We start from the raw sequence: 21,245 nt of genomic DNA, 5'->3' as shown, positions 1-21,245 counted from the left end.
ATCTCGCATGATGCATAAAGCCGTTCCACTCGGTATCTATGAAAAAGCCCTGCCTGCGGGCGAAGACTGGCTGATGCGCCTGACGCTGGCGAAAGAGCTGGGCTTCGATTTCGTTGAAATGTCGGTAGATGAAACCGATCACCGGCTGGCGCGGCTTGACTGGTCACGCGAGCAACGCCTGCTGGTGGTCGATGCGATTTCGCGCACCGGCATCCGCATTCCCTCGATGTGCCTGAGCGCGCACCGGCGATTTCCGCTCGGCGCAGAAGATGATGAAACCCGTAATCAGGGGCTGGACATCATGCGCAAAGCCATCGTGCTGGCGCAGGATCTCGGCATCCGCGTGATCCAGCTCGCCGGTTATGATGTTTATTACCAGCAGGCCAACGACCACACCCGCGAACGTTTCCGCGACGGCTTGCAGGAGTCGGTTGAAATGGCCAGCCGCGCGCAGGTGACGCTTGCGATGGAAATCATGGATTACCCGCTGATGAATTCCATCAGCAAAGCCTTGGGCTACACGCATTACCTGAATAACCCGTGGTTCCAGCTTTACCCGGATATCGGCAATTTGTCGGCGTGGGATAACGACGTGCAGATGGAACTGGCGAGCGGCGCGGGGCACATCGTCGCCGTGCACATTAAAGACACGCAGCCCGGCGTATTCAAAAACGTGCCCTTCGGCAGCGGGGTGGTGGAGTTCGAGCGCTGCTTTGCCACGCTGCAAAAAAGCGGTTATCGCGGGCCGTACCTGATCGAAATGTGGAGCGAAACGGCCGCCGATCCGATGCAGGAAGTGCGCAACGCACGCGCCTGGGTGGTGGATAAAATGCAGAAAGCCGGGCTGAACATGGAGGAAACCGTATGACGGATGCTCTGAAACAACGCGTATTTGAAGCCAACATGGCGCTGCCCGCTTACGGTCTGGTGACCTTTACGTGGGGAAACGTCAGCGGGATTGACCGCGAGCGCGGGCTGGTGGTCATCAAGCCGAGCGGCGTGGAATACGAAAGCATGCAGGCCAGCGATATGGTGGTGCTGAACCTGCAAGGCGACGTCGTGGAAGGGCATTACACCCCTTCCTCTGACACCGCTACGCATCTCGAACTTTACGCCCGTTTTCCGCAACTTGGCGGCATCGTGCATACCCATTCCACCTACGCGACCTCATGGGCGCAGGCCGGCGTGGCCATCCCGCCGCTCGGTACCACGCACGCGGATTATTTCGCCGGTGCGGTGCCGTGCACCCGGCCTTTATCGCGTCAGGAAGTGGGCGGCGAATATGAACTGGAAACCGGCAAAGTGATCGCCGCAGCGCTGAGCGGCATCGACCCGCTGCACATGCCGGGCATTCTGGTCGCCCAGCACGGCCCGTTCTGCTGGGGCACCACGCCGGAACAGGCGGTACACAACGCCGTGGTGCTGGAAGAAGTCGCGAAAATGGCGTGGATCACCGGTTCAATCCGCCGTAACCACACCCCGATGGACGACTATTTGCTGCAAAAACATTTCAGCCGCAAACACGGGCCGGATGCCTATTACGGACAGAAATAATGGCACGGAGATGCCCTTAAAATGCCCCCCGGCCCCCCCTTCGAAGATGGGGGTTGGATGGGGCTTAAGGGTATCTCCGGCTAACCCGACATTATCCCTTCGACATGATTTCATGCATTTTTCCTCATCCCCGCAGTGAGCTTTTTTCCAGCATAGGGTTTATACATAAAGATGCCCAGATCACATTTTTTAGCGCAACCAGGCTTTTTCTCACGGAAGTATTCCGTCCCTCAGACAGAAAAGAGACTGCCCTTATGTCGAAGATCACGTTCAAGCAGGATGTTTTTTTGGCGGCGCTCACCCGCCAGTGGCAAGCGTTCGGACTCACTTGTGCCACGGATATGACCCGGCATCAGTGGTGGCATGCGGTCAGTGCTGCCGTCGCCGAACAGTTACCGCCGCAAAGCGATACCGTCACTAGCAAAAGCAAAAAAATCACCCGCCACGTTAACTACATTTCGATGGAGTTTCTGGTCGGGAGGCTGACCGGCAACAATCTGATTAACCTCGGCTGGTACGAGAAAATTGCCGGGGCACTGGAATCTTTCGATATCAATCTGACCGACCTGCTGGAAGAAGAAATCGACCCGGCGCTCGGCAACGGCGGCCTCGGGCGTCTGGCAGCCTGTTATCTCGATGCGATGGCCTCGGTCGGGCAGCCGGGGATCGGCTACGGCCTGAACTATCAGTACGGTTTGTTCCGCCAGCGCTTTGTGGATGGCAAACAGAAAGAGTCGCCGGATGACTGGCACCGCAGCGAATACCCGTGGTTCCGCCACAACAGTTCGCTGGCGGTCAGCGTCGGAATCGGCGGAAAAATCGTGAAAGATGAGCAGGGTGTTCCGCGCTGGGAGCCGGAGTTTACGCTGCGTGGCGAAGCCTGGGATCTGCCGGTGATGGGGTATCGCAACGGCATCACGCAGCCGCTGCGTTTATGGGAAGCCACGCATCCGCACCCGTTTGATCTCGAAAAATTTAATGACGGCGAGTTTCTGAAAGCGGAACAGCAGGGCGTGGATGCGGCGAAACTCACCAAAGTGCTCTATCCGAACGACAATCATCAGGCCGGTAAACGTCTGCGCCTGATGCAGCAGTATTTCCAGTGTGCCTGCTCGGTGGCCGATATCCTGCGGCGTCATCATTTCCTTGGCCGAAAAATCAGCGAGCTGCCGGATTATGAAGTTATCCAGCTCAACGATACGCACCCGACCATCGCCATTCCTGAAATGCTGCGCGTATTGCTCGACGAGCATCAGCTGAGCTGGAATGACGCGTGGCACATCACCAGCCGCACGTTTGCCTACACCAACCACACCCTGATGCCGGAAGCGCTGGAAACCTGGGACGAAAGTCTGGTGCGCAGCCTGTTGCCGCGCCATTTCCAGATCATCAAGCAAATTAACGCCAACTTTAAGAAACTGGTCAGCAAAGAGTGGCCGGGCGATGAGGCTGTGTGGGCTAAGCTGGCGGTGCATCACGATAAACAGGTGCGCATGGCGAACCTGTGCGTGGTTGCCGGTTTTGCGGTCAATGGTGTCGCGGCGCTGCACTCGGATCTGGTGGTGAAAGATTTGTTCCCGGAATATCACCAGCTTTGGCCGGAAAAATTCCACAATGTCACCAACGGCATCACGCCGCGTCGCTGGCTGAAACAATGTAATCCGGCGCTGTCTGCGCTGATTGATGACCGCCTGAAAACCGACAGCTGGGTCACGGATCTCGATGCGCTGAAAGGGCTGGAAGACGGCATCAAAGACAAAAAATTCTGTAAGCAGTACCGCAACATCAAGCATGACAACAAAGTGCGGCTGGCGGAATACGTCTGGCAGCGCATGGGCATCAGGCTCAATCCGGACGCCATTTTCGATGTGCAGATCAAACGCCTGCACGAGTACAAACGTCAGCACCTCAACCTGCTGCACATTCTTTCGCTGTACCGCCAGATCCGTGACAACCCGAAACTCGACATCGTGCCGCGCGTGTTCCTGTTCGGTGCCAAAGCCGCCCCCGGTTATTACCTCGCCAAAAACATTATCTATGCGATCAATCAGGTGGCGGAGAAGATCAACAATGATCCGATCGTCGCGGATCGTATCAAAGTGGTGTTCATTCCCGATTACTGCGTGTCGGTGGCGGAACTGATGATCCCGGCTGCGGACGTCTCCGAGCAGATTTCAACGGCAGGTAAGGAAGCTTCGGGCACCGGCAACATGAAACTGGCGCTCAATGGCGCGCTGACCGTCGGAACGCTCGACGGCGCAAACGTCGAAATTGCCGAACAGGTTGGCGAGGACAACATCTTTATCTTTGGCCTGACGGTCGACGAAGTGAAAGCGCAGCTGAAAAAAGGCTACAAGCCGAAAGCGCTGGTGAAAAAAGACAAACACCTCAAAGCCATTCTCGACGAACTGGCCAGCGGCTTTTATGCCAATGGCGATAAAAAAGCGTTCGATTTGATGCTGAACAGCCTGCTCGATGGCGGTGATCCGTATCTGGTGCTGGCGGATTTCGCCGAATACTGCGAGGCGCAAAAACAGGTGGATGCGCTTTACCGTAACGCCGACGAATGGACGCGCCGTGCGCTGCTCAATACGGCGCGCGTCGGGATGTTCAGCGCCGACCGTTCCATTCGCGATTACCAGCAGCGTATCTGGCAGGCCAAACGTTAGGAGCCGACATGGAGGATAAGCAACTCGTTGAGGCCGCGCGCCGGGCCGGGATTTTGGACAGTTTTATTAATATGGCGGATGACGTGGAAACGGTGTCCGATGATACCCGCGCCGCCTTGCTGGCGGCGATGGGACGGGATCCGGCGGATGAAGAGGACGTGACGCCGGTGCCGCCGGTGAAAGTCTTTACCCAGGGCCAAAAAATACTGCTGACGCCGGAAGGCAGCGGCGCATTTCGCTGGCAGCTGACGCAGGAAAATGGTGCACAGTCGCAGGGCGATCTTGCGCCGGGCAATGCGCTGAACTTAGGTGCGGCGCTGCCCGCCGGCTATCACCAGTTGACGTTATCGCAAAACGGCAACGTCTGGCACTGCCGGATCATCGTAGCCCCCGCTCGCTGTTATGAGCCTGAGGCCCTGCTGGCCGGGGAAAAACTGTGGGGCGCGACGGTTCAGCTTTATACGCTGCGCTCGGAAAATAACTGGGGCGTGGGCGATTTTGGCGATCTGAAGAAGATGGTCGAAGAAGTCGGAAAACGCGGTGGGGCGTTTGTCGGGCTGAACCCGATCCATGCGCTGTACCCTGCCAATCCGCTAAGCGCCAGCCCGTACAGCCCGTCGTCCCGCCGCTGGCTGAACCTGACGTACATCGACGTCAATGCGGTGGAAGAATTCATCGCCAGCAGCGAGGCACAACGCTGGTGGCATGCCCTCGACACGCACGACGCGTTATTGCAGGCGCGCAGCACGGAGTTTGTCGATTATCCACGGGTGATGGCGCTGAAATCGGCGGCGCTGACACTGGCCTGGCCGCTGTTTTGCGCACTGCCGGAAAACAGCCCGCGTAAGCAGGATTTCCGCCGTTTCGTCGACGCGGGTGGTGACAGTTTGCGGCAACAGGCGCTGTTCGACGCGCTGCATGTGCATCTGCGCGATCTGGATTTAGGTCAGTGGGGCTGGCCGGTGTGGCCCGATGCCTATCGCGATGCCAGAGGCGCCGACGTGACCGAATTCAGCGAGCGTTACGCCAGCGAAATTGAATTTTATATGTGGCAGCAGTGGCTGGCGCATGCGCAGTTTTCAGATTGCTATCAGCGCAGCGTTGAGCTGAACATGCCCATCGGTTTGTACCGTGATTTAGCGGTCGGCGTGGCAGAAGGTGGGGCAGAAACCTGGTCGTATCCGGCGCTGTATTGCCTGAATGCCACCATCGGCGCGCCGCCGGACATTCTCGGGCCGCAGGGGCAGAACTGGGGCCTGCCGCCCATTGATCCGCATGAAATGAAAGCCCGCGCCTATCAGCCGTTTATTGATTTGCTGCGCGCGAATATGGCGGAATGCGGCGCACTGCGTATCGATCACGTCATGGGATTACTGCGTTTGTGGTGGATACCGGCAGATCAGGAGGCGGGAAATGGCGCGTATGTTCGTTATCCGCTGGAAGATTTGCTCGGCGTGCTGGCGCTGGAAAGCCAGCGGCACAAGTGCATGGTGATTGGTGAAGACCTCGGCACCGTGCCGAAAGAGATTGTCACCAGCCTGCGCGACAGCGGCGTCTATTCCTACAAAGTGCTGTATTTCGAGCACGATAAACACTTCGTCTACCGGCCACCGGAAGACTATGTTTCGCAGGCGATGGCAACGGTCACCACGCACGATTTACCGACGTTGCGCGGCTACTGGGAAGGCGGCGATTTAACGCTGGGGGCGTCTCTCGGGGTTTACCCGGATCCACAGGTTTTGGAGAAGCTGCGCGGGGAACGTGAACACAGTAAGCAGGGGTTGCTCAATGCGCTGCATCTTGAGCATTGCGTACCGAAAACCACACCCCGCAAGGCTGAACATATGCCGATGAGCCCGGTACTGAATCACGGGCTACAGGGGTATCTGGCAGGCAGCGCCAGCGCGTTACTCGGCCTGCAACCGGAGGACTGGCTGGATATGGCGACGCCGGTCAATGTGCCGGGTACCAATGCTGAATATCCCAACTGGCGCCGCAAACTGACGCGAACGCTGGAGGAGATGTTTGCCGATGAGGAGATTGACGCGCTGCTCCGTGATGTGAACCAGCGCAGGCAGGCATAAAAAAAGCACCCAACGGAAGGGTGCTTTTTGCATTCTGGCTGATCAACGGAGGATCAGTAGAACGAGTGCTCGCCGCGCTGGTGTTCGGTCAGATCGCGAACGCCTTTCAGCTCAGGGAAGTTTTGCAGCAGTTCTTTCTCGATGCCGTCTTTCAAGGTGACATCAATCATTGAACAGCCGTTACAGCCGCCGCCGAATTGCAGGATAGCGATGCCGTCGTCGGTGATTTCCATCAGGGAAACACGGCCGCCGTGGCTGGCTAACTGCGGGTTGATCTGTGACTGCAGCTGGTATTCAACACGTTCCATCAGCGGCGCATCATCAGACACTTTACGCATTTTCGCGTTCGGCGCTTTCAGCGTCAGCTGGGAACCAAGCTGGTCGGTAACAAAGTCGATCACCGCGTCCTGCAGATAAGGCGCGCTTAATTCATCGATGAAAGCAGACAGCTTCTCGAACTTCAGTTCGGTATCCGTCGCTTCAACCGCGTCGGGTGGGCAATAGGAGACACCGCACTCTGCGGTTGGCGTACCCGGATTGATCACGAATACGCGGATTTGGGTGCCTTCTTCCTGGTTTGCCAGCAGTTTGGCAAAGTGCTCTTGGGCAGCATCGGTAACAAGGATCATAACATTAGCTCAATAGTTGACTATTCCAGTTGGTTATAATACGCCCTTTGCATTTACCCGTCATCCCTCGTGTGACCAGTGTGTTAGCAGCCTGTGCTTAAACTTAAAGCGTGCGGCAAATGCAGCCAATTTGCAGCGAGGCAACCCCCTGTTTTTGCAGAATTTTACCGATTTCTTTCACCGTGCTGCCGGTGGTGACCACGTCGTCGATCAGCATCACGTGCTTATTTTTCAGGTTTTCATGGCAGCTAAATGCCTTGCGCAGATTCCACTTCCTTTCCAGCTCAGTCAGGCTTTGCTGCGGGGGCGTGCGCCGGTCGCGGCTGAGTGCTGCGGGGCGATAATCGCAGTGCAGCCAGCGCGCCAGCGGGCGGGCGAGCAGTTCACTTTGATTATAACCGCGTGAGAAATACCGCTTCTGATGCAGCGGTACGCTGAGCATCACATCCGGTCGCGGCAGCCGGTTTTCACGCCAGCGCGCCTGCCAGCGCAATAAAAGCAGGCGTGCGAGGGCGGTATCCAGCTCAGGCTGTCTGGAGAATTTCAGCCGCAGCACCAGCCCGCTGACCGGCATCTCGTACGGACAGGCGAAGATCATCGCATCCCACGGCGGCGGCTTAAGCAGGCAGCGCCCGCAATCGATATGTCCGCCGGAGGAGGGCAATCCGCAGCGCGGGCAGCAGGGCGGGGCGGCGGGCAACGTTTTCAGACACAGGCTGCATATTCCCTGTACCGCCAGATGCAGCGGACACTGGCATAGCCAACAGCGGCTGGCAATTGTTAGCATAGTGGCGGGTTCCTTTTGCCAATCAGACAGACACGGACAATACGCTATGAACACGCTTTACCGGGAAACAATCGGCGAAGGAGATCGCCATCTTGTGCTGCTTCACGGATGGGGGCTGAACGCCGAAGTGTGGCGTTACACCGCAGAGCGACTTGCGCCGCATTTTTGTCTGCATCTGATCGACCTGCCGGGCTATGGCCGCAGTGAGGGTTTCGGTGCCATGACGCTGGACGCGATGGCGGAAACGGTTCTGGAGGTCGCGCCGGAAAAAGCGTCGTGGCTCGGCTGGTCAATGGGCGGGCTGGTCGCCAGCCAGATTGCGCTGAGTGCGCCCGCGCGGGTGGAAAAACTGATCACCGTGGCGTCGTCACCGTGCTTTTCAGCGCATGAAGCGTGGCCGGGCATCCGCCCTGACGTGTTGCAGGGTTTTCAGCATCAGCTGAGTGAAGATTTTCAGCGCACGGTCGAGCGTTTTCTGGCGTTACAAACCCTGGGCAGCGACAGCGCCCGGCAGGATGCGCGTCTGCTGAAATCCATTGTGCTGGGCCAGCCCATGCCTTCGGTCGACGTGCTGAACGGCGGGCTGGAAATCTTACGCAACGTCGATTTACGCCAGCCGATGGCCGCTCTGACCGCGCCTGTGCTGCGAATTTATGGCGCGCTCGACGGTCTGGTTCCGCGCAAAGTGGTGCCGCTGCTGGATGCGCTGTGGCCTGAGTCCCGCTCCGAAATCATTAATAAGGCAGCGCATGCCCCTTTTGTCTCTCACCCCGAGGTTTTTTGTTCACTCGTTGAAGACTTTCTGATGACAAAATGAAAGAGGATGTAAAAATATTTTTCAAATTTCTGGATAATTTCCAAAGGTGACCAATACTTAAGCCGATAATGACGGAGTGAGTGGCAAGCGTAAGTTGTTACGCCTGCCTGTTTGCGTCTCTGGGGAGTTTACTGGTGTTTAACCATGAAGGTCATGCCAGCGCATTCGCACCTGCCGTTTATATCCTGACTGCTTTCTTTGAAAACTATTCATCTAATTTAGAGGTAATGTCATGAAATATAATAAAATTATCGTTGCGGCAATGCTGACCGGGTTATTCTCAATCAATGCAATGGCAGCTGAGATGATCAGCAAAGAAGACGCAAAGGATAAGGGTTACACCAGCCTGGGCGTGGTCACCACCAGCAACGAATACACCGCGCCAATGGATGCTAAAGAAGAGCTGTCCAAACTGGCTGATGAGAAAGGCGGCAAATATTATGTCGTGATCGCGGCACAAGAGAAAAAGAAAATCACCGCAACGGCTGAAGTCTTCAAATAATCCGTCCGTTCTGTACTACATTCCGGGGATGCCACTGTGCATCCCTTTTTATTTCCTAATATTTGTGCGCCATCCCCCTTTCTGAATTTCTCATTCCCCTGATTTATCGACGATATTTTAAATCATTACTCTGAGAGTAACGAAGTGTCAGAGCACTTTATTGATGGAAATGCCCCCGATTCCTACACTTAACCCGTTACCTAAACAGGTCAAATGTGATGCAACCGCCACTTGACTGAACTTCCCTCCGTTCTGCTCTTTCGTCACGCCGGGAAGGTTTCAGCAAGCGCAACCCAGGGAGGTTTGGCATGCCGCAACATCCGCAGACCACGAAAGCGTGGGACACCCGCCGCAATGAAAAACAACGGCGTCTCGACAGTGTCCGTGCCGTGGCAGAGGGTAAAGTGTTACCCACCGATAAAATTATTCCTATCCTCGAAGCGCTGATCGCCTCCGGCGACCGCGTAGTGATGGAAGGGAATAACCAGAAACAAGCTGATTTCCTTTCCCGCTCGCTGGCACAGGTGAACCCTGAAAAACTGCATGATTTACATATGATCATGCCAAGCGTCAGCCGCGCCGAACATCTGGATCTCTTTGAACGCGGCATCGCCCGCAAACTCGATTTCGCTTTCTCCGGCCCGCAAAGCCTGCGCATCGCGCAACTGCTGGAAGACGGTCAGATGGAAATCGGGTCGATTCACACCTATATCGAGCTCTATTCCCGCCTGTATGTCGATCTGGTGCCGAACATCGCGCTTATCGCCGCCTTCAAGGCTGACCGTAAAGGGAATCTCTACACCGGCGCGAGTACGGAAGATACGCCAGCGCTGGTCGAAGCCGCCGCCTTTAAAAACGGTATCGTGATTGCCCAGGTGAACGAACTGGTTGAAGAGGACTGCGATCTGCCACGCGTGGATATTCCGGGCGACTGGATTGATTTCGTGGTTGTCGCTGACAAGCCGTTCTTCATCGAACCGCTGTTCACCCGCGACCCGCGCCTGATTAAACCGGTTCACGTGCTGATGGCGATGATGGCCATCAAAGGCATCTACGCCAAACACAATGTGCAGTCGCTGAACCACGGTATCGGTTTTAACACCGCCGCCATCGAACTGCTGCTGCCGACCTACGGCGAACAGCTCGGCCTGCGCGGCAAAATCTGTAAACACTGGACGCTGAACCCGCATCCGACGCTGATCCCTGCCATTGAAAGCGGCTGGGTGGATACCGTTCACTGTTTCGGTGGCGAGCTGGGGATGGAAGAGTATATCCGCGCCCGTCCGGACGTGTTCTTCACCGGTTCCGACGGCTCCATGCGTTCTAACCGCGCGTTCTGCCAGATGGCAGGTCAGTACGCGGTAGACATGTTCATCGGTTCCACCTTGCAGGTTGATGGCCTGGCTAACTCCTCAACCGTGACCCGTGGACGTCTGGCCGGTTTCGGCGGCGCGCCAAACATGGGGCATGACCCGCATGGCCGTCGTCACGCCACGCCAGCCTGGCTGGATATGATCGAAGAGCCGGATCCAATGGCACGCGGTAAAAAACTGGTCGTACAGATGGTGGAAACCTTCCAGGCCGGTGGCAAACCGACGTTTGTAGAGAAACTCGAAGCGGTCGATGTGGGTAAAGAATCCGGTATGCCGCTGGCGCCGGTGATGATTTACGGCGACGACGTGACGCACGTGCTGACTGAAGAAGGCATCGCGTACCTCTATCGCGCCCGTTCTCTGGAAGAACGCCGTGCGATGGTCGCCGCCGTGGCCGGGATCACTGACATCGGTCTGGGCGTTGATGCTAAACGCGTCGCTGACCTGCGCCGTCAGGAACTGGTGGTCTTCCCGGAAGACATGGGCATCCGCCGCACCGACGCCACCCGTTCATTACTGGCGGCTGGCAGCGTGAGCGATCTGGTTGACTGGTCCGGCGGTTTATACAACCCGCCCGCTAAATTCCGTAGCTGGTAATCATGATGCCGCAGACTTTAACGATTGGCGCTGTACTCACAGCACAAGAGCTGGCCGAAAGGCTGGCAGAAACGGCGACGCAGGCGCTGATCGACGAAGCGCGGCTTAGCCCGAAACCAGGGCTGGTAGACAGCCGGAGTTCCGGCGCACATCAGGATTTAACCCTTGATCTGATGGTGCGCTCGGCGTGCAGTCTGACGTCCACGTTCTATTTGCTGGCTTTACACAGCTGGCAGCGCCCGGCGGATATCGCCCTGCGTCAGGAAGTGGGCCGTCTGGGCCGTGCGGGAGAAGCGCTGATGATGGCGGAAACCGGCGGCGTGAACACGCACCGGGGCGCTATCTGGGCGATGGGGCTGCTGGTCAGCGCGATCGCCATGCAGCCGGAGGATCTCCAGCCGCTGCATATTGCGCAGCGCGCCGCGAAAATTGCGGCGTTGCCCGACGCATTCAGCCCGAAAAAATTCAGTAAAGGTGCGCACGCCGTGCAGCGTTATCAGGTGCCCGGTGCGCGTGAAGAGGCCCAGGGGGCATTCCCGCACATTCTCCATTGTGCTTTGCCGCAGCTCCATCACAGCCGGGCTCGCGGTGCCAGCGAAAGCGAAGCACAGGTCGATGCTTTACTGGCGGTCATGGCCCGGCTTTCCGATACCTGCGTGTTGTCACGCGGCGGATTACCGGCGCTGCACGCCATGCATCAGGGCGCGCAGGCCGTGCTCGATGCCGGCGGAATGAGAACGATGGCGGGCAAACAGTTATTACGCCATCTCGAGCACCGCATGCTGGCCGACAACACATCACCCGGTGGTGCCGCCGATTTACTGGCCGCGACGCTGTTTCTTGACCGCGTCAGCGTGGCCTGAACCGGATACGCATTAACTAACATCAGTACAAAGAGGTGTTATGGAACGTTTTGAATTTAATTACCCGGCGGCAAAACCGCTGGCAGGCCGCGCCGAAGCAGGCGTGGTAGGTTCCGGCGATTTAGAAGCGCTGTATGAACCAAAAACAGTCAATGAGCTGAACATTATCGTCACCACCTCGGTCGACGGCAGCCATACCTTATGGCAGAACTTTTTTGACCGTCTGAGCTCCCTGCGTGAATTACCGGCCGGGCGTCTCGACATCAATGATTTTGGCGCCACACCCGGGGTTGCCCGTCTGCGTATCGAACAGGTCTTTGAGGAGGCTGAACATGCAAACTGATGCTGATCAGAGCTTTATCGAGCTGAGTGCCCGTCAGCGCGCCCGCAAACTGCTGGATGCCGGGACTTTCCGTGAACTGCTTGGCCCGTTTGAACGCATTATGTCTCCGTGGCTGGAACCGCAGGGCATCGTGCCGCAGGCCGACGACGGCATGGTGGTCGCCAAAGGCCAGATTAACGGCCAGCCCGCCGTGGTTGTGGCGATTGAAGGCAGCTTCCAGGGCGGCAGCATGGGCGAAGTGTCCGGGGCCAAAATGGCCGCTGCGCTGGAAATGGCCGCAGAAGATAACCGCAACGGCATCCCGACGCAGGCGGTTCTGCTGCTCGAAACCGGCGGTGTGCGTTTGCAGGAAGCCAATCTGGGGCTGGCGGCGATCGCGGATATTCATGCCGCTATCGTCGATTTACGCCGCTACACGCCGGTGATTGGCGTGGTGGCCGGTACCGTCGGTTGCTTTGGCGGGATGTCGATTGCCGCTGCGCTGTGCAGCTATCTGATTGTCACCCGTGAAGCCCGTCTCGGTCTGAACGGCCCGCAGGTTATCGAACAGGAAGCCGGTATCGATGAATACGATTCCCGCGACCGTCCGTTTATCTGGAGCATGACCGGTGGCGAAGTGCGTTATCACAGCGGCTTTGTGGATGCACTGGTGAAAGATTCCCTCGCACAGGTGAAATCAACCGTGCTGGACTTCATTAAAAAAGGCGTTCCGGCCACACACCGTTCTGATAATTATGATTATTACCTGCCAAAACTGACCGGTTTTGACACCGCGCAGCAGGCCAGCCGTGATGTGACGGAAGCCCTGTTTAACCGGGAGGATCGCGCATGAGCACTATCAACAGCAACGCAGCCAGCCGGGGTGATTACTGGTTCGCACAACTGACCAAAGACGCCACACCGGTGGCCGGTCTTTGCCCTTCGGTGAAAGCGGCCGACGGCAAAATGAATGACCAGACCGTGCGTTTCATCGCCGTGGTGCCGGACAAAAATAACCAGTATCCGCGTGCCGCTGGCGGCGAAGTCGGCCTGCTCGAAGGCTGGAATCTGGCAAAAGTGGTCAACGACGTGATTGACGCTGACGCTAACGCCAGCACCAAACGCGCCATCGTGGCGGTGATCGATGTGCCAAGTCAGGCGTATGGCCGCCGCGAAGAGGCGTTCGGCATTCATCAGGCACTGGCCGGTGCCGCAGGCGCTTACGCCAAAGCACGACTGGCCGGGCATCCTGTCATCGGGCTGATTGTCGGCAAAGCGATGTCCGGTGCGTTTCTGGCGCACGGTTATCAGGCCAACAAACTGATCGCCTTTAAAAACAACGGCGTGATGATCCATGCGATGGGGAAAGAATCCGCCGCACGTATCACCTTACGCTCCGTGGAGGCGCTGGAAAAACTGGCCGCCACCATTCCACCGATGGCTTACGACATCGAAAACTACGCCACGCTGGGCCTGCTGTCGCAATTACTCGACATCGCAGACCCGGACAACGCCACGCCTGACGATATCGCCCGTGTCGAAAACACGGTCTGGCAAAACATCCAGGACGCACGCAAAGAAGGCGTTAGCCTCAGCAACCGTCTGGGTGCGGAAAATCGCGCAAGTTCGCAGCGCGTTCGCCAGCAGATGCGCCAGGAATGGTAATTCATTCATAACTTTCAGTCTCAACCGGTAACGCACCTGCAAACAGCGTGACGCAGCCGCATTGCGGGTTCCCGCCCTGACATACCGTCCGGGCTGGGACCTGCTGTTGTCTGCAACTGGACTGTCATACTAAAAAAACCATCGCACCGGCGCTGACTGAGCATTCATTTTTGTCTCAGGAATATCGCTATGACTTACGTAATATTGCACGCGCTTGCCCCTATTTTCGTCATCATGATCCTCGGTTTTTACGCCGGGAAAGCGAAAATGGTGGATAACCAGAATGTCTCTTTACTGAATATTTTCGTGATGGATTTCGCTTTACCCGCTGCGCTGTTTGCAGCGACCGTACAAACGCCGTGGTCAGGCATTGTCGAACAGTCACCGCTGATTCTGGTGCTGGTTCTGGCGATGTGGATCACCTACGCGGCGATTTATTTTATTTGCACCAAAGTCTTCAACAAGTCTCCGCAGGACGCTGCCGTTCTGACGCTGACCGTCGCACTGCCTAACTATGCGGCGCTCGGTTTGCCTATTCTGAGCAGCGTAATGGGCGATGCGCCGTCGACTTCACTGTCCGTTGCGGTATCTATCGCCTGCGGTTCGGTGCTGATGACGCCGTTCTGTCTGCTGATTCTCGAACGTGAAAAAGCCCGTCTGAGTGGCGAAAATCAGGGGTCTTCTCTGGCACTGCTGCCGGTTCTGATGTGGCGTTCAGTGAAAAAACCGATCGTCTGGGCACCGCTTCTGGGCGTGATCCTGTCAGCGATTGGCATTAAAATGCCGGAAATTTTCCTGGCATCGATTAAGCCGCTGGGTCTGTCAGCCACCGCCTCTGCGCTGTTCCTGACCGGTGTGATCCTGTCAGCCCGTAAACTGAAAATTAACGCGCCGGTGCTGTTGTCTTGTGTCGCCAAAAACCTGATCCAGCCGTTCATCGCCTGGGGTCTGGTACTGGCATTCGGCCTGAGCGGTCAGGTGGCGGTCACCGCTATTTTGATGATTGCACTGTCTGCCGGTTTCTTCGGTATCGTGTTCGGTAACCGTTTCGGGGTGCAGTCTCCGGATGCCGAAGCGTCACTGCTGATCAGTTCCGTATTATGTATCGTGACCTTGCCGCTGTTTATCTCACTGACAGCCGCACTTCACTAACAGAAAGAGGGAAATATGTGTGACCCGCAAGCCCATGATTTTGTCTGGATCAGCGACCGTTCTGCGCTGCAAAGCGACGACGTTTTACCCGCGTGGGTAAACACCGGCTGGCGCACGGCGCTGCCGCTGGTGGTGCGTCGCGATAAACGTGCTGACGGCGCAATCCCGGTGGGTATTCGCGGGCTGACCCGCATTCAGCGTGCCGCCGCCTGGATTGACCCGGCGGCGGTGGTGCGGGCCGTCACACCGGAATCACTGGTCAGCGACATCAACCTGTTACTGCATTCGCCGTTTGTGTCACAACAACCGGTGCAGGCGCTGATTACGTTGTGCAATCTGCAACTGCCTTTCCGGTGGGGGGTGACCGGCAGTTGTGCTTACGCGCTGGCCAGTGACCTCCCCGTCATGCATGCCGACAGCGATCTCGATTTACTGGTGCGCTGCGACGCACCGGTGGACGCTTCTCAATTTTCCGATTTTTACGACCAGCTTCAGCGGCTTCCCTGCCGCGCCGATGTTCAGATCACTACGCCGCAAGGGGGATTTGCCCTCAGCGAATGGCTGCGTGGCGGGGACATCATGCTGAAAACGGCGTCCGGCCCGTTGCTGGTGCGTGACCCGTGGCAACCGCCGGCAGAGTGATACCGGCCAAAAGAAGCAAGGAGCACGATGAAAATCCTATTTACCTTCCCCGGACAAGGGCCGCAGGTGCCGCACATGCTGCATCGTCTGCCGGATAATCCGCTTACCCATTCCCTGATCGCACAAGCCAGCCTCGCGCTGGGCGAAGATGTTCTGCTGCTCGATACCGCCGATGCGTTGCGTTCTACCCGCGCGGTACAACTGTGTTTACTGATTGCCGGTGTGGTGTGGGCGAAGCAATGTCAGGCCGAAGGCATTGAGGCAGATTTTTGCAGCGGGCTGTCGATTGGTGCATTTCCCGCCGCCGTGGTGGCAGGTGCACTCGATTTCTCCGAAGCCGTCCGGCTGGTTGCGCTGCGCGGTGAGCTGATGCAGCAGGCTTATCCGCAGGGCTTTGGCCTCTCGGCCATCACCGGTCTGCGTCAGATGCAGGTTGAGGGGCTGGTGGCGCAGGTGAACAGCGCCACGTCGCCGGTGTTTCTTGCCAATATCAACGCGGAAGACCAGCTGGTGATTGCGGGCAGCGACGCCGCCATGGCGCAGGTGATGCAGCTTGCCAAAGGGCTGGGCGCACAGAAAACGCATCAGCTCGCGGTCAGCGTGCCGTCGCATTGTGCGTTGCTGGATGAGCCAGCGGCGAAGCTGGTGGAAGCGTTTAAAGAAATGTCGATTTCCCGCCCGACCTGCGGTTATCTCAGCGGCACCACTGGCCGCGTTTACTGGCAGCCGGAGAAAATCGCCGACGATCTGGCGATGAACATGGCGCGCACCGTGAACTGGCGTGACGCCATGGTGGCGGCGTATCAGCGCGATGTGCGGCTGGCAATTGAAATGCCACCGGGCGCGGTGCTGACCGGCCTGACCCGCCGCGCAATGGAGCAGGGCGAAGCGCTCTCTTTATGCCAGTCCGGCCTGCAGGTTGCGGGACGTCTCGCAACGCGGTTACGGGAAAACGAACGCTGATTAAAGGCATGATAGGTTGGTGATGAAAGGCGTTGGGCTGTTTGATTATTGCGCAGCGTGCTATTGTCCAACCACTCTGATTGAAGGGATATCATGCCAGTTTTAATTCGCGGGGATTCGCAAATGATCGTGCTCGAAAGATCGTACAGTCCGGCCACTCTGGCCAGAAGATTTGAAATCATTGATGAAATACGCTTCAACAATCTCGATATGTTGGTCATCTATGACGAGAAGATTCCGTTCATTGCCATTGCTGAAGCACAAACCCGAACCGATAACCGGGGTGAAAACCGACACCACGTAGTAGCAACGCTGGAACTTGCCCGCAGGGATAATAGCGATGAACTGCTCGAAGTCCGTCAGTTCTGGGAGGACGATCAGGCGTTTCAGGTCGAAGGCGTGGTGGTGAATGCCGGCATGCGCGATTACCGTTTAGCGACATTGTTGTATGAAACGCTGGTGGTAAAAAAACATCTCACCCTGATGAGTGATAACGATCATTACACCGGCGGTCGGGCGCTCTGGAAACGTCTTGCCCAAAATGCAGCGGGATTATTGGTTTTCATACTCGATACAGAAAAAGGGCAATTTTACCCTTATGACGGCTCGAAAATGCGTTATGACGGCGTGAGTATTCCGGAATCTGCCATCTGGAGTGAGCATCCGGATAAAACACACTGGCCGGTCGTTTTGATTGCACAAAACAGCGAGCGTCTGTCAGCGCTTTCTGCTCGCTAACGCATACATCCGGCTTTCGGCTGCGAGGGCGAGCAGGTTTGGATCGTGCTCGCGGCTGTGCGGGAAGACCAGCGAGATGGTCTGACGCATCTGGTAGGCTTCGGCCAGCGGCAGGAGTTTCACCGTATTTTCATACACACCTTTCATTCTGCCAGGAATGAGCGTGTACCCGACGCCCGCCTGCACCAGACTCAGCATCGAAAAAATATCATTCACTCGTGTGACGATGTCCGGCTCGAATCCGGCAACCTGAAACGCTTCCTGAAAGCCGTGATAAGTGGCGAACCCTTCCGCCAGTGAGACGAATTTTTCCTGCTTATAATCGCGTAAATCCGCCGTGCCTTCGCTCGCCAGTTCTGCACTGGCCGGGGCGGCGAGAAAAATATCATCCTGGAACAACGGCAGCTGATCGTAGCGCTGGGCATCAACGTTGGAATCGCTGGTCGAAATCAGGATGGCATCCAACTGACCGTCTTCCAGTTTGTGCAGTAAATCATTGTTCGAACCCATCACCAGTTCCAGCTCAAGCTCCGGACGGCGCAGCTTCAGCCCCATGATCAGGCGGGGAATCGTTTCCAGTGTCAGGGAATACAGCGTACCAAGCTTGAGGCGTTTATCCCCAAATCCGGCGGCGCGTTGTGTGGCCTGAATGCCGTGTTCCATCTGTTCGATGACCTGCGTGGCGTGTTCCAGCAATGCTTCAGCGGCGGGCAGCGGCAGCAGGTTACGGCCTTTATGGATAAACAGCGGGCAGCGTAACCCCTCTTCGAGCGAATGCAGTGCGCGATGCACGCTGACACTGCTCAGCCCGAGCTGTTCGGCGGCGCGGCTGATGTTCTGTTTTTCCATATAGGCGAGGAAAATTTCGAGTTTGCGAAAAGTGATTTCACTGTCGATCATGCAGGCTCCTGCGGCACGTTGGCGGCCGTTGCGACCTGTGATGATAGCCGCAACGCGGCTATTTAGGAAAAAATCGAATTACTGCGGGATCAACCGGTAGCTGACCGTCAGGCACTTTTTGCCTTCGGCGCAGCTTTTACAGCCGCCGGAAAGGCAGCTGTCGTCGGCGTCTATCGCTTCGGCTTTTTGCATGGCGACCAGCTTTTCGAGCATCGCCTGCACCAGCGGTTGCGGTGTGTTGAGTTGCCGGCTGAGCTGGCGGGCATCTGCCCGGCCAGCCAGTGCGAGGCTGTCACGTACCTGAATCAGACTGGCCATCGCGCCTCCTAATGGCAATCACTGCCGGTCGCCGGTGCACAGCAGGTCGCAGCTTGACGCGGTTGCAGATGAACGCTGACGCGGCTGCGGGCTTTGCGCAGGGCAGTGAGCACCAGCGCGTTGAAGACGAGTACGATAAGGATGATGGTCGCACTGTGCGTCGGATGGCTGCTGAACGTGGCCGCCTGATAGAACAATGTCGCCAGAGAATACGCCACGTTCAGCCCCCAGAAGATGGAGAACGTCATCCAGCTGCGGCTGGTTTCACGGGCGATAGCGCCCATCACCGATACGCAAGGCACATACAGCAGCACGAAGATCAGATAGCTGTAGGCCGAAATCGCCGAGCCAAATTTGCTGCTCATCACGCCCATTGAACTGACGCCCATCTCGCCGTCGCCTTTACTGGCTTCGATCGGGTTGGAGAGCACGCTGATGCTGAAGGTGTCTTTCAGGCCCTGCCAGGTTTCGTTTACGGCCCCGCGCAGTTCGTCGGGCAGGTTGAAACTGGCGGCGTCGAATTCTTCATTGGTGATGTGTTCGGCGGTGTAGAGCGTGTTCAGCGTACCGACCACCACTTCTTTCGCCATCGCACCGGTCACCAGCCCGACGGTTGCCTGCCAGTTGTCAGGGTGCACGCCCATCGGTGAGAGCACCGGCGTCAGCACTTTACTGACCGATGCCAGCGCGGAGTCATTGATGTTATTCACCGCCTTACCGCTGAAAGAGAAGCTGTTCAGCGCGCCGATGAAAATACTCGCAATCACAATCACTTTACCGGCGCGCAGCACGAAACCTTTCAGACGCTGCCAGGTTTGCAGCAGCAAACTTTTCAGATGCGGAACGTGATACACCGGCAGTTCCATCACGAACGGCGAGGCTTCACCGCGCATGATGGTGTATTTCAGCAGCAAACCGGTCAGGATGGCGACCACAATTCCCAGCAGATACAGCGAGAAGACAATCGACGCGCCGTCCTGGCCGAAGAACGCGGCGGAAAACACGGCGAAAATCGCCAGACGCGCGCCGCAGGACATAAACGGCGCCATCATGACGGTGATAAGGCGTTCACGCGGTGCATCCAGCGTACGGGCACCCATAATCGACGGCACGTTACAGCCGAAACCGACAATCAGCGGCACGAAAGATTTGCCAGGAAGACCGAGCGCCTGCATCAGTCTGTCCATTACGAAGGCCGCGCGGGCCATGTAACCGGAGTCTTCAAGGAAGGAAAGGAACAGATACATCATGCCGATTTGCGGCACCAGCGGCAGCACGGTGTTGATACCGCCACCAATCCCCTGTGCCAGGAAAATGGTCAGCCACTGCGGGAAGTGCAGGGTAAATCCGATCCACTGCGTGCCCTGAATGAAAATCGCCGCTGAGCCGATATCGAAAATCGGTTGCAGCGCGCCGCCGATGTTGATCGCCAGAACGAACATCAGGTACATCACCAGCAGGAAAATCGGCACGCCGAGGAAACGGTTGAGGATCACGCGATCCAGCACCTGCGTCAGTTTATTCGGCGCGGTGAGATGCGAGTTACTGATGTCGGCACTCAGGGCGGCAATGCACTGGTAGCGCGCATCGGCGATCAGCAGCGCGGGGTCATCCAGTTGCTGCGCGGCGAGCCGGGCTTTCACTTCTGGCAGCCGCTGTTGCGCGTTACCCGCGTGACTCTGGCTGTAAATATCGCCTTCGAGAATTTGCAGCGCCAGCCAGCGACGCTGTTGCAGCGCCATTTCTGCCGGCATATCGCTGGCGAGCGCGTCCACTTCCTGTTGCAGAATGGGATGGTAAACCACGCGCTCCATGGCGGTGGCGGGCGGCAGCTGGTCGATAGCCGCTTTCAGCTCTTTGATGCCTGATGCGCGTGTCGATACCAGCGCGATCACCGGGCAACCCAGACGCGCGGAGAGCGCCGGGATATCAATATGGATGTTCTGGATGTTGGCGATGTCGAGCATGTTCAGTGCGACGATGCAGGGAATGCCGAGTTCGAGCAGTTGCAGCGTCAGGTAGAGATTGCGCTCAAGGTTCGAGGCATCCACCACGTTAATCATCAGATCGGCGTCGCCGCTAAGAATGTAGTGGCAGGCAATTTGTTCGTCGAGCGAGGTTTGCTCGGAAATGGTAGTCAGGGAGTAGGTGCCCGGTAAATCCACCAGCGTGACGTTGTGTTCTCCGGTGGCGAACTGGCCTTCTTTGCGCTCGACGGTCACGCCAGCCCAGTTGCCCACGCGTTGGCGTGAACCGGTCAGCTGATTGAAAAGGGTCGTTTTACCTGAATTGGGATTACCAATCAGGCCAATGGTCAGTGCTTTCATACGTTCAGATCTACGTGTGAGAAAGGAGAAACGCGCAGGGGATCAGAGCGACCTGCGCAAAAAGGTCAGGCCAGCATTTCGAGTTTGAGCAGATCGAGATCTTTTCTGCGAACCACCAGGCTGGTGCGGCGGGTTTCGATTTGTACCGGGTCGCCCATCGGTGCCACGCGGATGATGTTGAAGAATGACCCTGGCAGCATGCCGAGCGACAGCAGTTTTTGGCGGTAGGCCGGGCTGATCTCATGAGAAAAGCCGGTGATTTTGTAAGCACGTTTTGATTGAAGTTGCATAGTTCCTCGCGAAGCGTTCAGGCATGTTGGGGGCAGCGTGACAAATGCTACGC

General features: G+C 57.2%; 21 protein-coding genes. 15 read left to right on the top strand and 6 right to left on the bottom strand.

The features are described from left to right. Positions 1 to 7 precede the first annotated feature (7 nt). The 4 genes from ACQZQY_RS03875 (at position 8) to malQ (ending at position 6,307) form a co-directional block, all read left to right on the top strand. Positions 8 to 868, top strand: coding sequence for an L-ribulose-5-phosphate 3-epimerase (locus ACQZQY_RS03875; RefSeq protein WP_122097274.1), 861 nt, complete (start codon positions 8 to 10; stop codon positions 866 to 868). Next, positions 865 to 1,554: an L-ribulose-5-phosphate 4-epimerase gene (locus tag ACQZQY_RS03870; protein ID WP_431296639.1), complete on the top strand. Its 690-nt coding sequence runs from the start codon at positions 865 to 867 to the stop codon at positions 1,552 to 1,554. The genes ACQZQY_RS03875 and ACQZQY_RS03870 overlap by 4 nt, the downstream gene beginning before the upstream one ends. A 254-nt stretch (positions 1,555 to 1,808) precedes the next feature. Continuing rightward, positions 1,809 to 4,223, top strand: a complete 2,415-nt coding sequence (malP, locus tag ACQZQY_RS03865) for a maltodextrin phosphorylase (RefSeq protein ID WP_390973535.1) — start codon at positions 1,809 to 1,811, stop codon at positions 4,221 to 4,223. Positions 4,224 to 4,231: 8 nt separating this feature from the next. Further along, positions 4,232 to 6,307 (top strand): 4-alpha-glucanotransferase, encoded by a 2,076-nt coding sequence (gene malQ, locus ACQZQY_RS03860; protein ID WP_431296638.1) that lies wholly within the window; start codon positions 4,232 to 4,234, stop codon positions 6,305 to 6,307. 53 nt (positions 6,308 to 6,360) lie between these two features. On the opposite strand, the gene nfuA is transcribed toward malQ, so the two are convergent. Together nfuA and gntX are read right to left on the bottom strand one after the other, a co-directional pair. Further along, complete coding sequence (gene nfuA / locus ACQZQY_RS03855) at positions 6,361 to 6,936, bottom strand: Fe-S biogenesis protein NfuA (protein ID WP_056775453.1); 576 nt, start codon at positions 6,934 to 6,936, stop codon at positions 6,361 to 6,363. Positions 6,937 to 7,039: 103 nt separating this feature from the next. After that, entirely contained in the window at positions 7,040 to 7,723 is a 684-nt protein-coding gene (gntX, locus tag ACQZQY_RS03850) for a DNA utilization protein GntX (protein ID WP_431296637.1), read from the bottom strand. Positions 7,724 to 7,769: 46 nt separating this feature from the next. Between gntX and bioH the strand changes: the two genes are divergently transcribed. The 11 genes from bioH to ACQZQY_RS03795 all read left to right on the top strand — a co-directional run bounded on the left by bioH (position 7,770) and on the right by ACQZQY_RS03795 (position 17,357). Further along, a complete protein-coding gene (bioH, locus tag ACQZQY_RS03845; RefSeq protein WP_122097279.1) occupies positions 7,770 to 8,540 on the top strand; it encodes a pimeloyl-ACP methyl ester esterase BioH in 771 nt (256 codons plus the stop codon). A 232-nt stretch (positions 8,541 to 8,772) separates the two neighbouring features. Next, positions 8,773 to 9,042, top strand: coding sequence for a YdgH/BhsA/McbA-like domain containing protein (locus ACQZQY_RS03840; RefSeq protein ID WP_431296636.1), 270 nt, complete (start codon positions 8,773 to 8,775; stop codon positions 9,040 to 9,042). A 308-nt stretch (positions 9,043 to 9,350) separates the two neighbouring features. Next, the gene (gene mdcA / locus ACQZQY_RS03835; RefSeq protein WP_056775441.1) at positions 9,351 to 11,012 is read left to right on the top strand and encodes a malonate decarboxylase subunit alpha; all 1,662 of its coding nucleotides are present in this window, start codon (positions 9,351 to 9,353) and stop codon (positions 11,010 to 11,012) included. A 5-nt stretch (positions 11,013 to 11,017) separates the two neighbouring features. Further along, entirely contained in the window at positions 11,018 to 11,875 is an 858-nt protein-coding gene (locus tag ACQZQY_RS03830) for a triphosphoribosyl-dephospho-CoA synthase (protein WP_431296635.1), read from the top strand. Between the two features lie 40 nt (positions 11,876 to 11,915). After that, complete coding sequence (locus ACQZQY_RS03825) at positions 11,916 to 12,218, top strand: malonate decarboxylase subunit delta (RefSeq protein WP_056775439.1); 303 nt, start codon at positions 11,916 to 11,918, stop codon at positions 12,216 to 12,218. After that, complete coding sequence (locus tag ACQZQY_RS03820) at positions 12,208 to 13,050, top strand: biotin-independent malonate decarboxylase subunit beta (protein WP_122097282.1); 843 nt, start codon at positions 12,208 to 12,210, stop codon at positions 13,048 to 13,050. The genes ACQZQY_RS03825 and ACQZQY_RS03820 overlap by 11 nt, the downstream gene beginning before the upstream one ends. Next, positions 13,047 to 13,862 carry a biotin-independent malonate decarboxylase subunit gamma gene (mdcE, locus tag ACQZQY_RS03815; protein ID WP_431296634.1) on the top strand — a complete coding sequence of 272 codons (816 nt, stop codon included), beginning with the start codon at positions 13,047 to 13,049 and terminating at the stop codon, positions 13,860 to 13,862. The genes ACQZQY_RS03820 and mdcE overlap by 4 nt, the downstream gene beginning before the upstream one ends. Before the next feature lie 189 nt (positions 13,863 to 14,051). Further along, positions 14,052 to 15,014, top strand: coding sequence for an AEC family transporter (locus ACQZQY_RS03810; RefSeq protein WP_056775431.1), 963 nt, complete (start codon positions 14,052 to 14,054; stop codon positions 15,012 to 15,014). A 15-nt stretch (positions 15,015 to 15,029) separates the two neighbouring features. Further along, the gene (locus ACQZQY_RS03805; protein WP_431296633.1) at positions 15,030 to 15,656 is read left to right on the top strand and encodes a malonate decarboxylase holo-ACP synthase; all 627 of its coding nucleotides are present in this window, start codon (positions 15,030 to 15,032) and stop codon (positions 15,654 to 15,656) included. A gap of 27 nt (positions 15,657 to 15,683) precedes the next feature. Further along, a complete protein-coding gene (gene mdcH, locus ACQZQY_RS03800; protein WP_431296632.1) occupies positions 15,684 to 16,619 on the top strand; it encodes a malonate decarboxylase subunit epsilon in 936 nt (311 codons plus the stop codon). A gap of 93 nt (positions 16,620 to 16,712) precedes the next feature. Further along, entirely contained in the window at positions 16,713 to 17,357 is a 645-nt protein-coding gene (locus ACQZQY_RS03795) for a hypothetical protein (protein ID WP_217202647.1), read from the top strand. On the opposite strand, the gene ACQZQY_RS03790 is transcribed toward ACQZQY_RS03795, so the two are convergent. The 4 genes from ACQZQY_RS03790 to feoA form a co-directional block, all read right to left on the bottom strand. Then, a complete protein-coding gene (locus ACQZQY_RS03790) occupies positions 17,337 to 18,257 on the bottom strand; it encodes a LysR family transcriptional regulator (protein ID WP_122097287.1) in 921 nt (306 codons plus the stop codon). The genes ACQZQY_RS03795 and ACQZQY_RS03790 overlap by 21 nt on opposite strands. Positions 18,258 to 18,335: 78 nt before the next feature. Then, complete coding sequence (locus ACQZQY_RS03785; protein ID WP_122097288.1) at positions 18,336 to 18,575, bottom strand: FeoC-like transcriptional regulator; 240 nt, start codon at positions 18,573 to 18,575, stop codon at positions 18,336 to 18,338. An 8-nt stretch (positions 18,576 to 18,583) separates the two neighbouring features. Next, a complete protein-coding gene (gene feoB / locus ACQZQY_RS03780) occupies positions 18,584 to 20,902 on the bottom strand; it encodes a Fe(2+) transporter permease subunit FeoB (protein ID WP_431296631.1) in 2,319 nt (772 codons plus the stop codon). A 65-nt stretch (positions 20,903 to 20,967) separates the two neighbouring features. Further along, a complete protein-coding gene (gene feoA, locus ACQZQY_RS03775; protein ID WP_056775414.1) occupies positions 20,968 to 21,192 on the bottom strand; it encodes a ferrous iron transporter A in 225 nt (74 codons plus the stop codon). Positions 21,193 to 21,245 lie beyond the last annotated feature (53 nt).

The organism is Rahnella sp. PAMC25559 (genome assembly GCF_050632365.1).
GTDB lineage: Bacteria > Pseudomonadota > Gammaproteobacteria > Enterobacterales > Enterobacteriaceae > Rahnella > Rahnella rivi.
Note: the sequence above shows the minus strand (reverse complement) of the source record. Positions and strands in the feature narration are given on the sequence as shown.

What these genes read in the sequence shown, in the direction of transcription:
- ACQZQY_RS03875 (WP_122097274.1), top strand. Translation starts at nt 8, where the DNA reads ATGATGCATAAAGCCGTTCCACTCGGTATCTATGAAAAAGCCCTGCCT.
- ACQZQY_RS03870 (WP_431296639.1), top strand. Translation starts at nt 865, where the DNA reads ATGACGGATGCTCTGAAACAACGCGTATTTGAAGCCAACATGGCGCTG.
- malP (WP_390973535.1), top strand. Translation starts at nt 1,809, where the DNA reads ATGTCGAAGATCACGTTCAAGCAGGATGTTTTTTTGGCGGCGCTCACC.
- malQ (WP_431296638.1), top strand. Translation starts at nt 4,232, where the DNA reads ATGGAGGATAAGCAACTCGTTGAGGCCGCGCGCCGGGCCGGGATTTTG.
- nfuA (WP_056775453.1), bottom strand. Translation starts at nt 6,936, where the DNA reads ATGATCCTTGTTACCGATGCTGCCCAAGAGCACTTTGCCAAACTGCTG.
- gntX (WP_431296637.1), bottom strand. Translation starts at nt 7,723, where the DNA reads ATGCTAACAATTGCCAGCCGCTGTTGGCTATGCCAGTGTCCGCTGCAT.
- bioH (WP_122097279.1), top strand. Translation starts at nt 7,770, where the DNA reads ATGAACACGCTTTACCGGGAAACAATCGGCGAAGGAGATCGCCATCTT.
- ACQZQY_RS03840 (WP_431296636.1), top strand. Translation starts at nt 8,773, where the DNA reads ATGAAATATAATAAAATTATCGTTGCGGCAATGCTGACCGGGTTATTC.
- mdcA (WP_056775441.1), top strand. Translation starts at nt 9,351, where the DNA reads ATGCCGCAACATCCGCAGACCACGAAAGCGTGGGACACCCGCCGCAAT.
- ACQZQY_RS03830 (WP_431296635.1), top strand. Translation starts at nt 11,018, where the DNA reads ATGCCGCAGACTTTAACGATTGGCGCTGTACTCACAGCACAAGAGCTG.
- ACQZQY_RS03825 (WP_056775439.1), top strand. Translation starts at nt 11,916, where the DNA reads ATGGAACGTTTTGAATTTAATTACCCGGCGGCAAAACCGCTGGCAGGC.
- ACQZQY_RS03820 (WP_122097282.1), top strand. Translation starts at nt 12,208, where the DNA reads ATGCAAACTGATGCTGATCAGAGCTTTATCGAGCTGAGTGCCCGTCAG.
- mdcE (WP_431296634.1), top strand. Translation starts at nt 13,047, where the DNA reads ATGAGCACTATCAACAGCAACGCAGCCAGCCGGGGTGATTACTGGTTC.
- ACQZQY_RS03810 (WP_056775431.1), top strand. Translation starts at nt 14,052, where the DNA reads ATGACTTACGTAATATTGCACGCGCTTGCCCCTATTTTCGTCATCATG.
- ACQZQY_RS03805 (WP_431296633.1), top strand. Translation starts at nt 15,030, where the DNA reads ATGTGTGACCCGCAAGCCCATGATTTTGTCTGGATCAGCGACCGTTCT.
- mdcH (WP_431296632.1), top strand. Translation starts at nt 15,684, where the DNA reads ATGAAAATCCTATTTACCTTCCCCGGACAAGGGCCGCAGGTGCCGCAC.
- ACQZQY_RS03795 (WP_217202647.1), top strand. Translation starts at nt 16,713, where the DNA reads ATGCCAGTTTTAATTCGCGGGGATTCGCAAATGATCGTGCTCGAAAGA.
- ACQZQY_RS03790 (WP_122097287.1), bottom strand. Translation starts at nt 18,257, where the DNA reads ATGATCGACAGTGAAATCACTTTTCGCAAACTCGAAATTTTCCTCGCC.
- ACQZQY_RS03785 (WP_122097288.1), bottom strand. Translation starts at nt 18,575, where the DNA reads ATGGCCAGTCTGATTCAGGTACGTGACAGCCTCGCACTGGCTGGCCGG.
- feoB (WP_431296631.1), bottom strand. Translation starts at nt 20,902, where the DNA reads ATGAAAGCACTGACCATTGGCCTGATTGGTAATCCCAATTCAGGTAAA.
- feoA (WP_056775414.1), bottom strand. Translation starts at nt 21,192, where the DNA reads ATGCAACTTCAATCAAAACGTGCTTACAAAATCACCGGCTTTTCTCAT.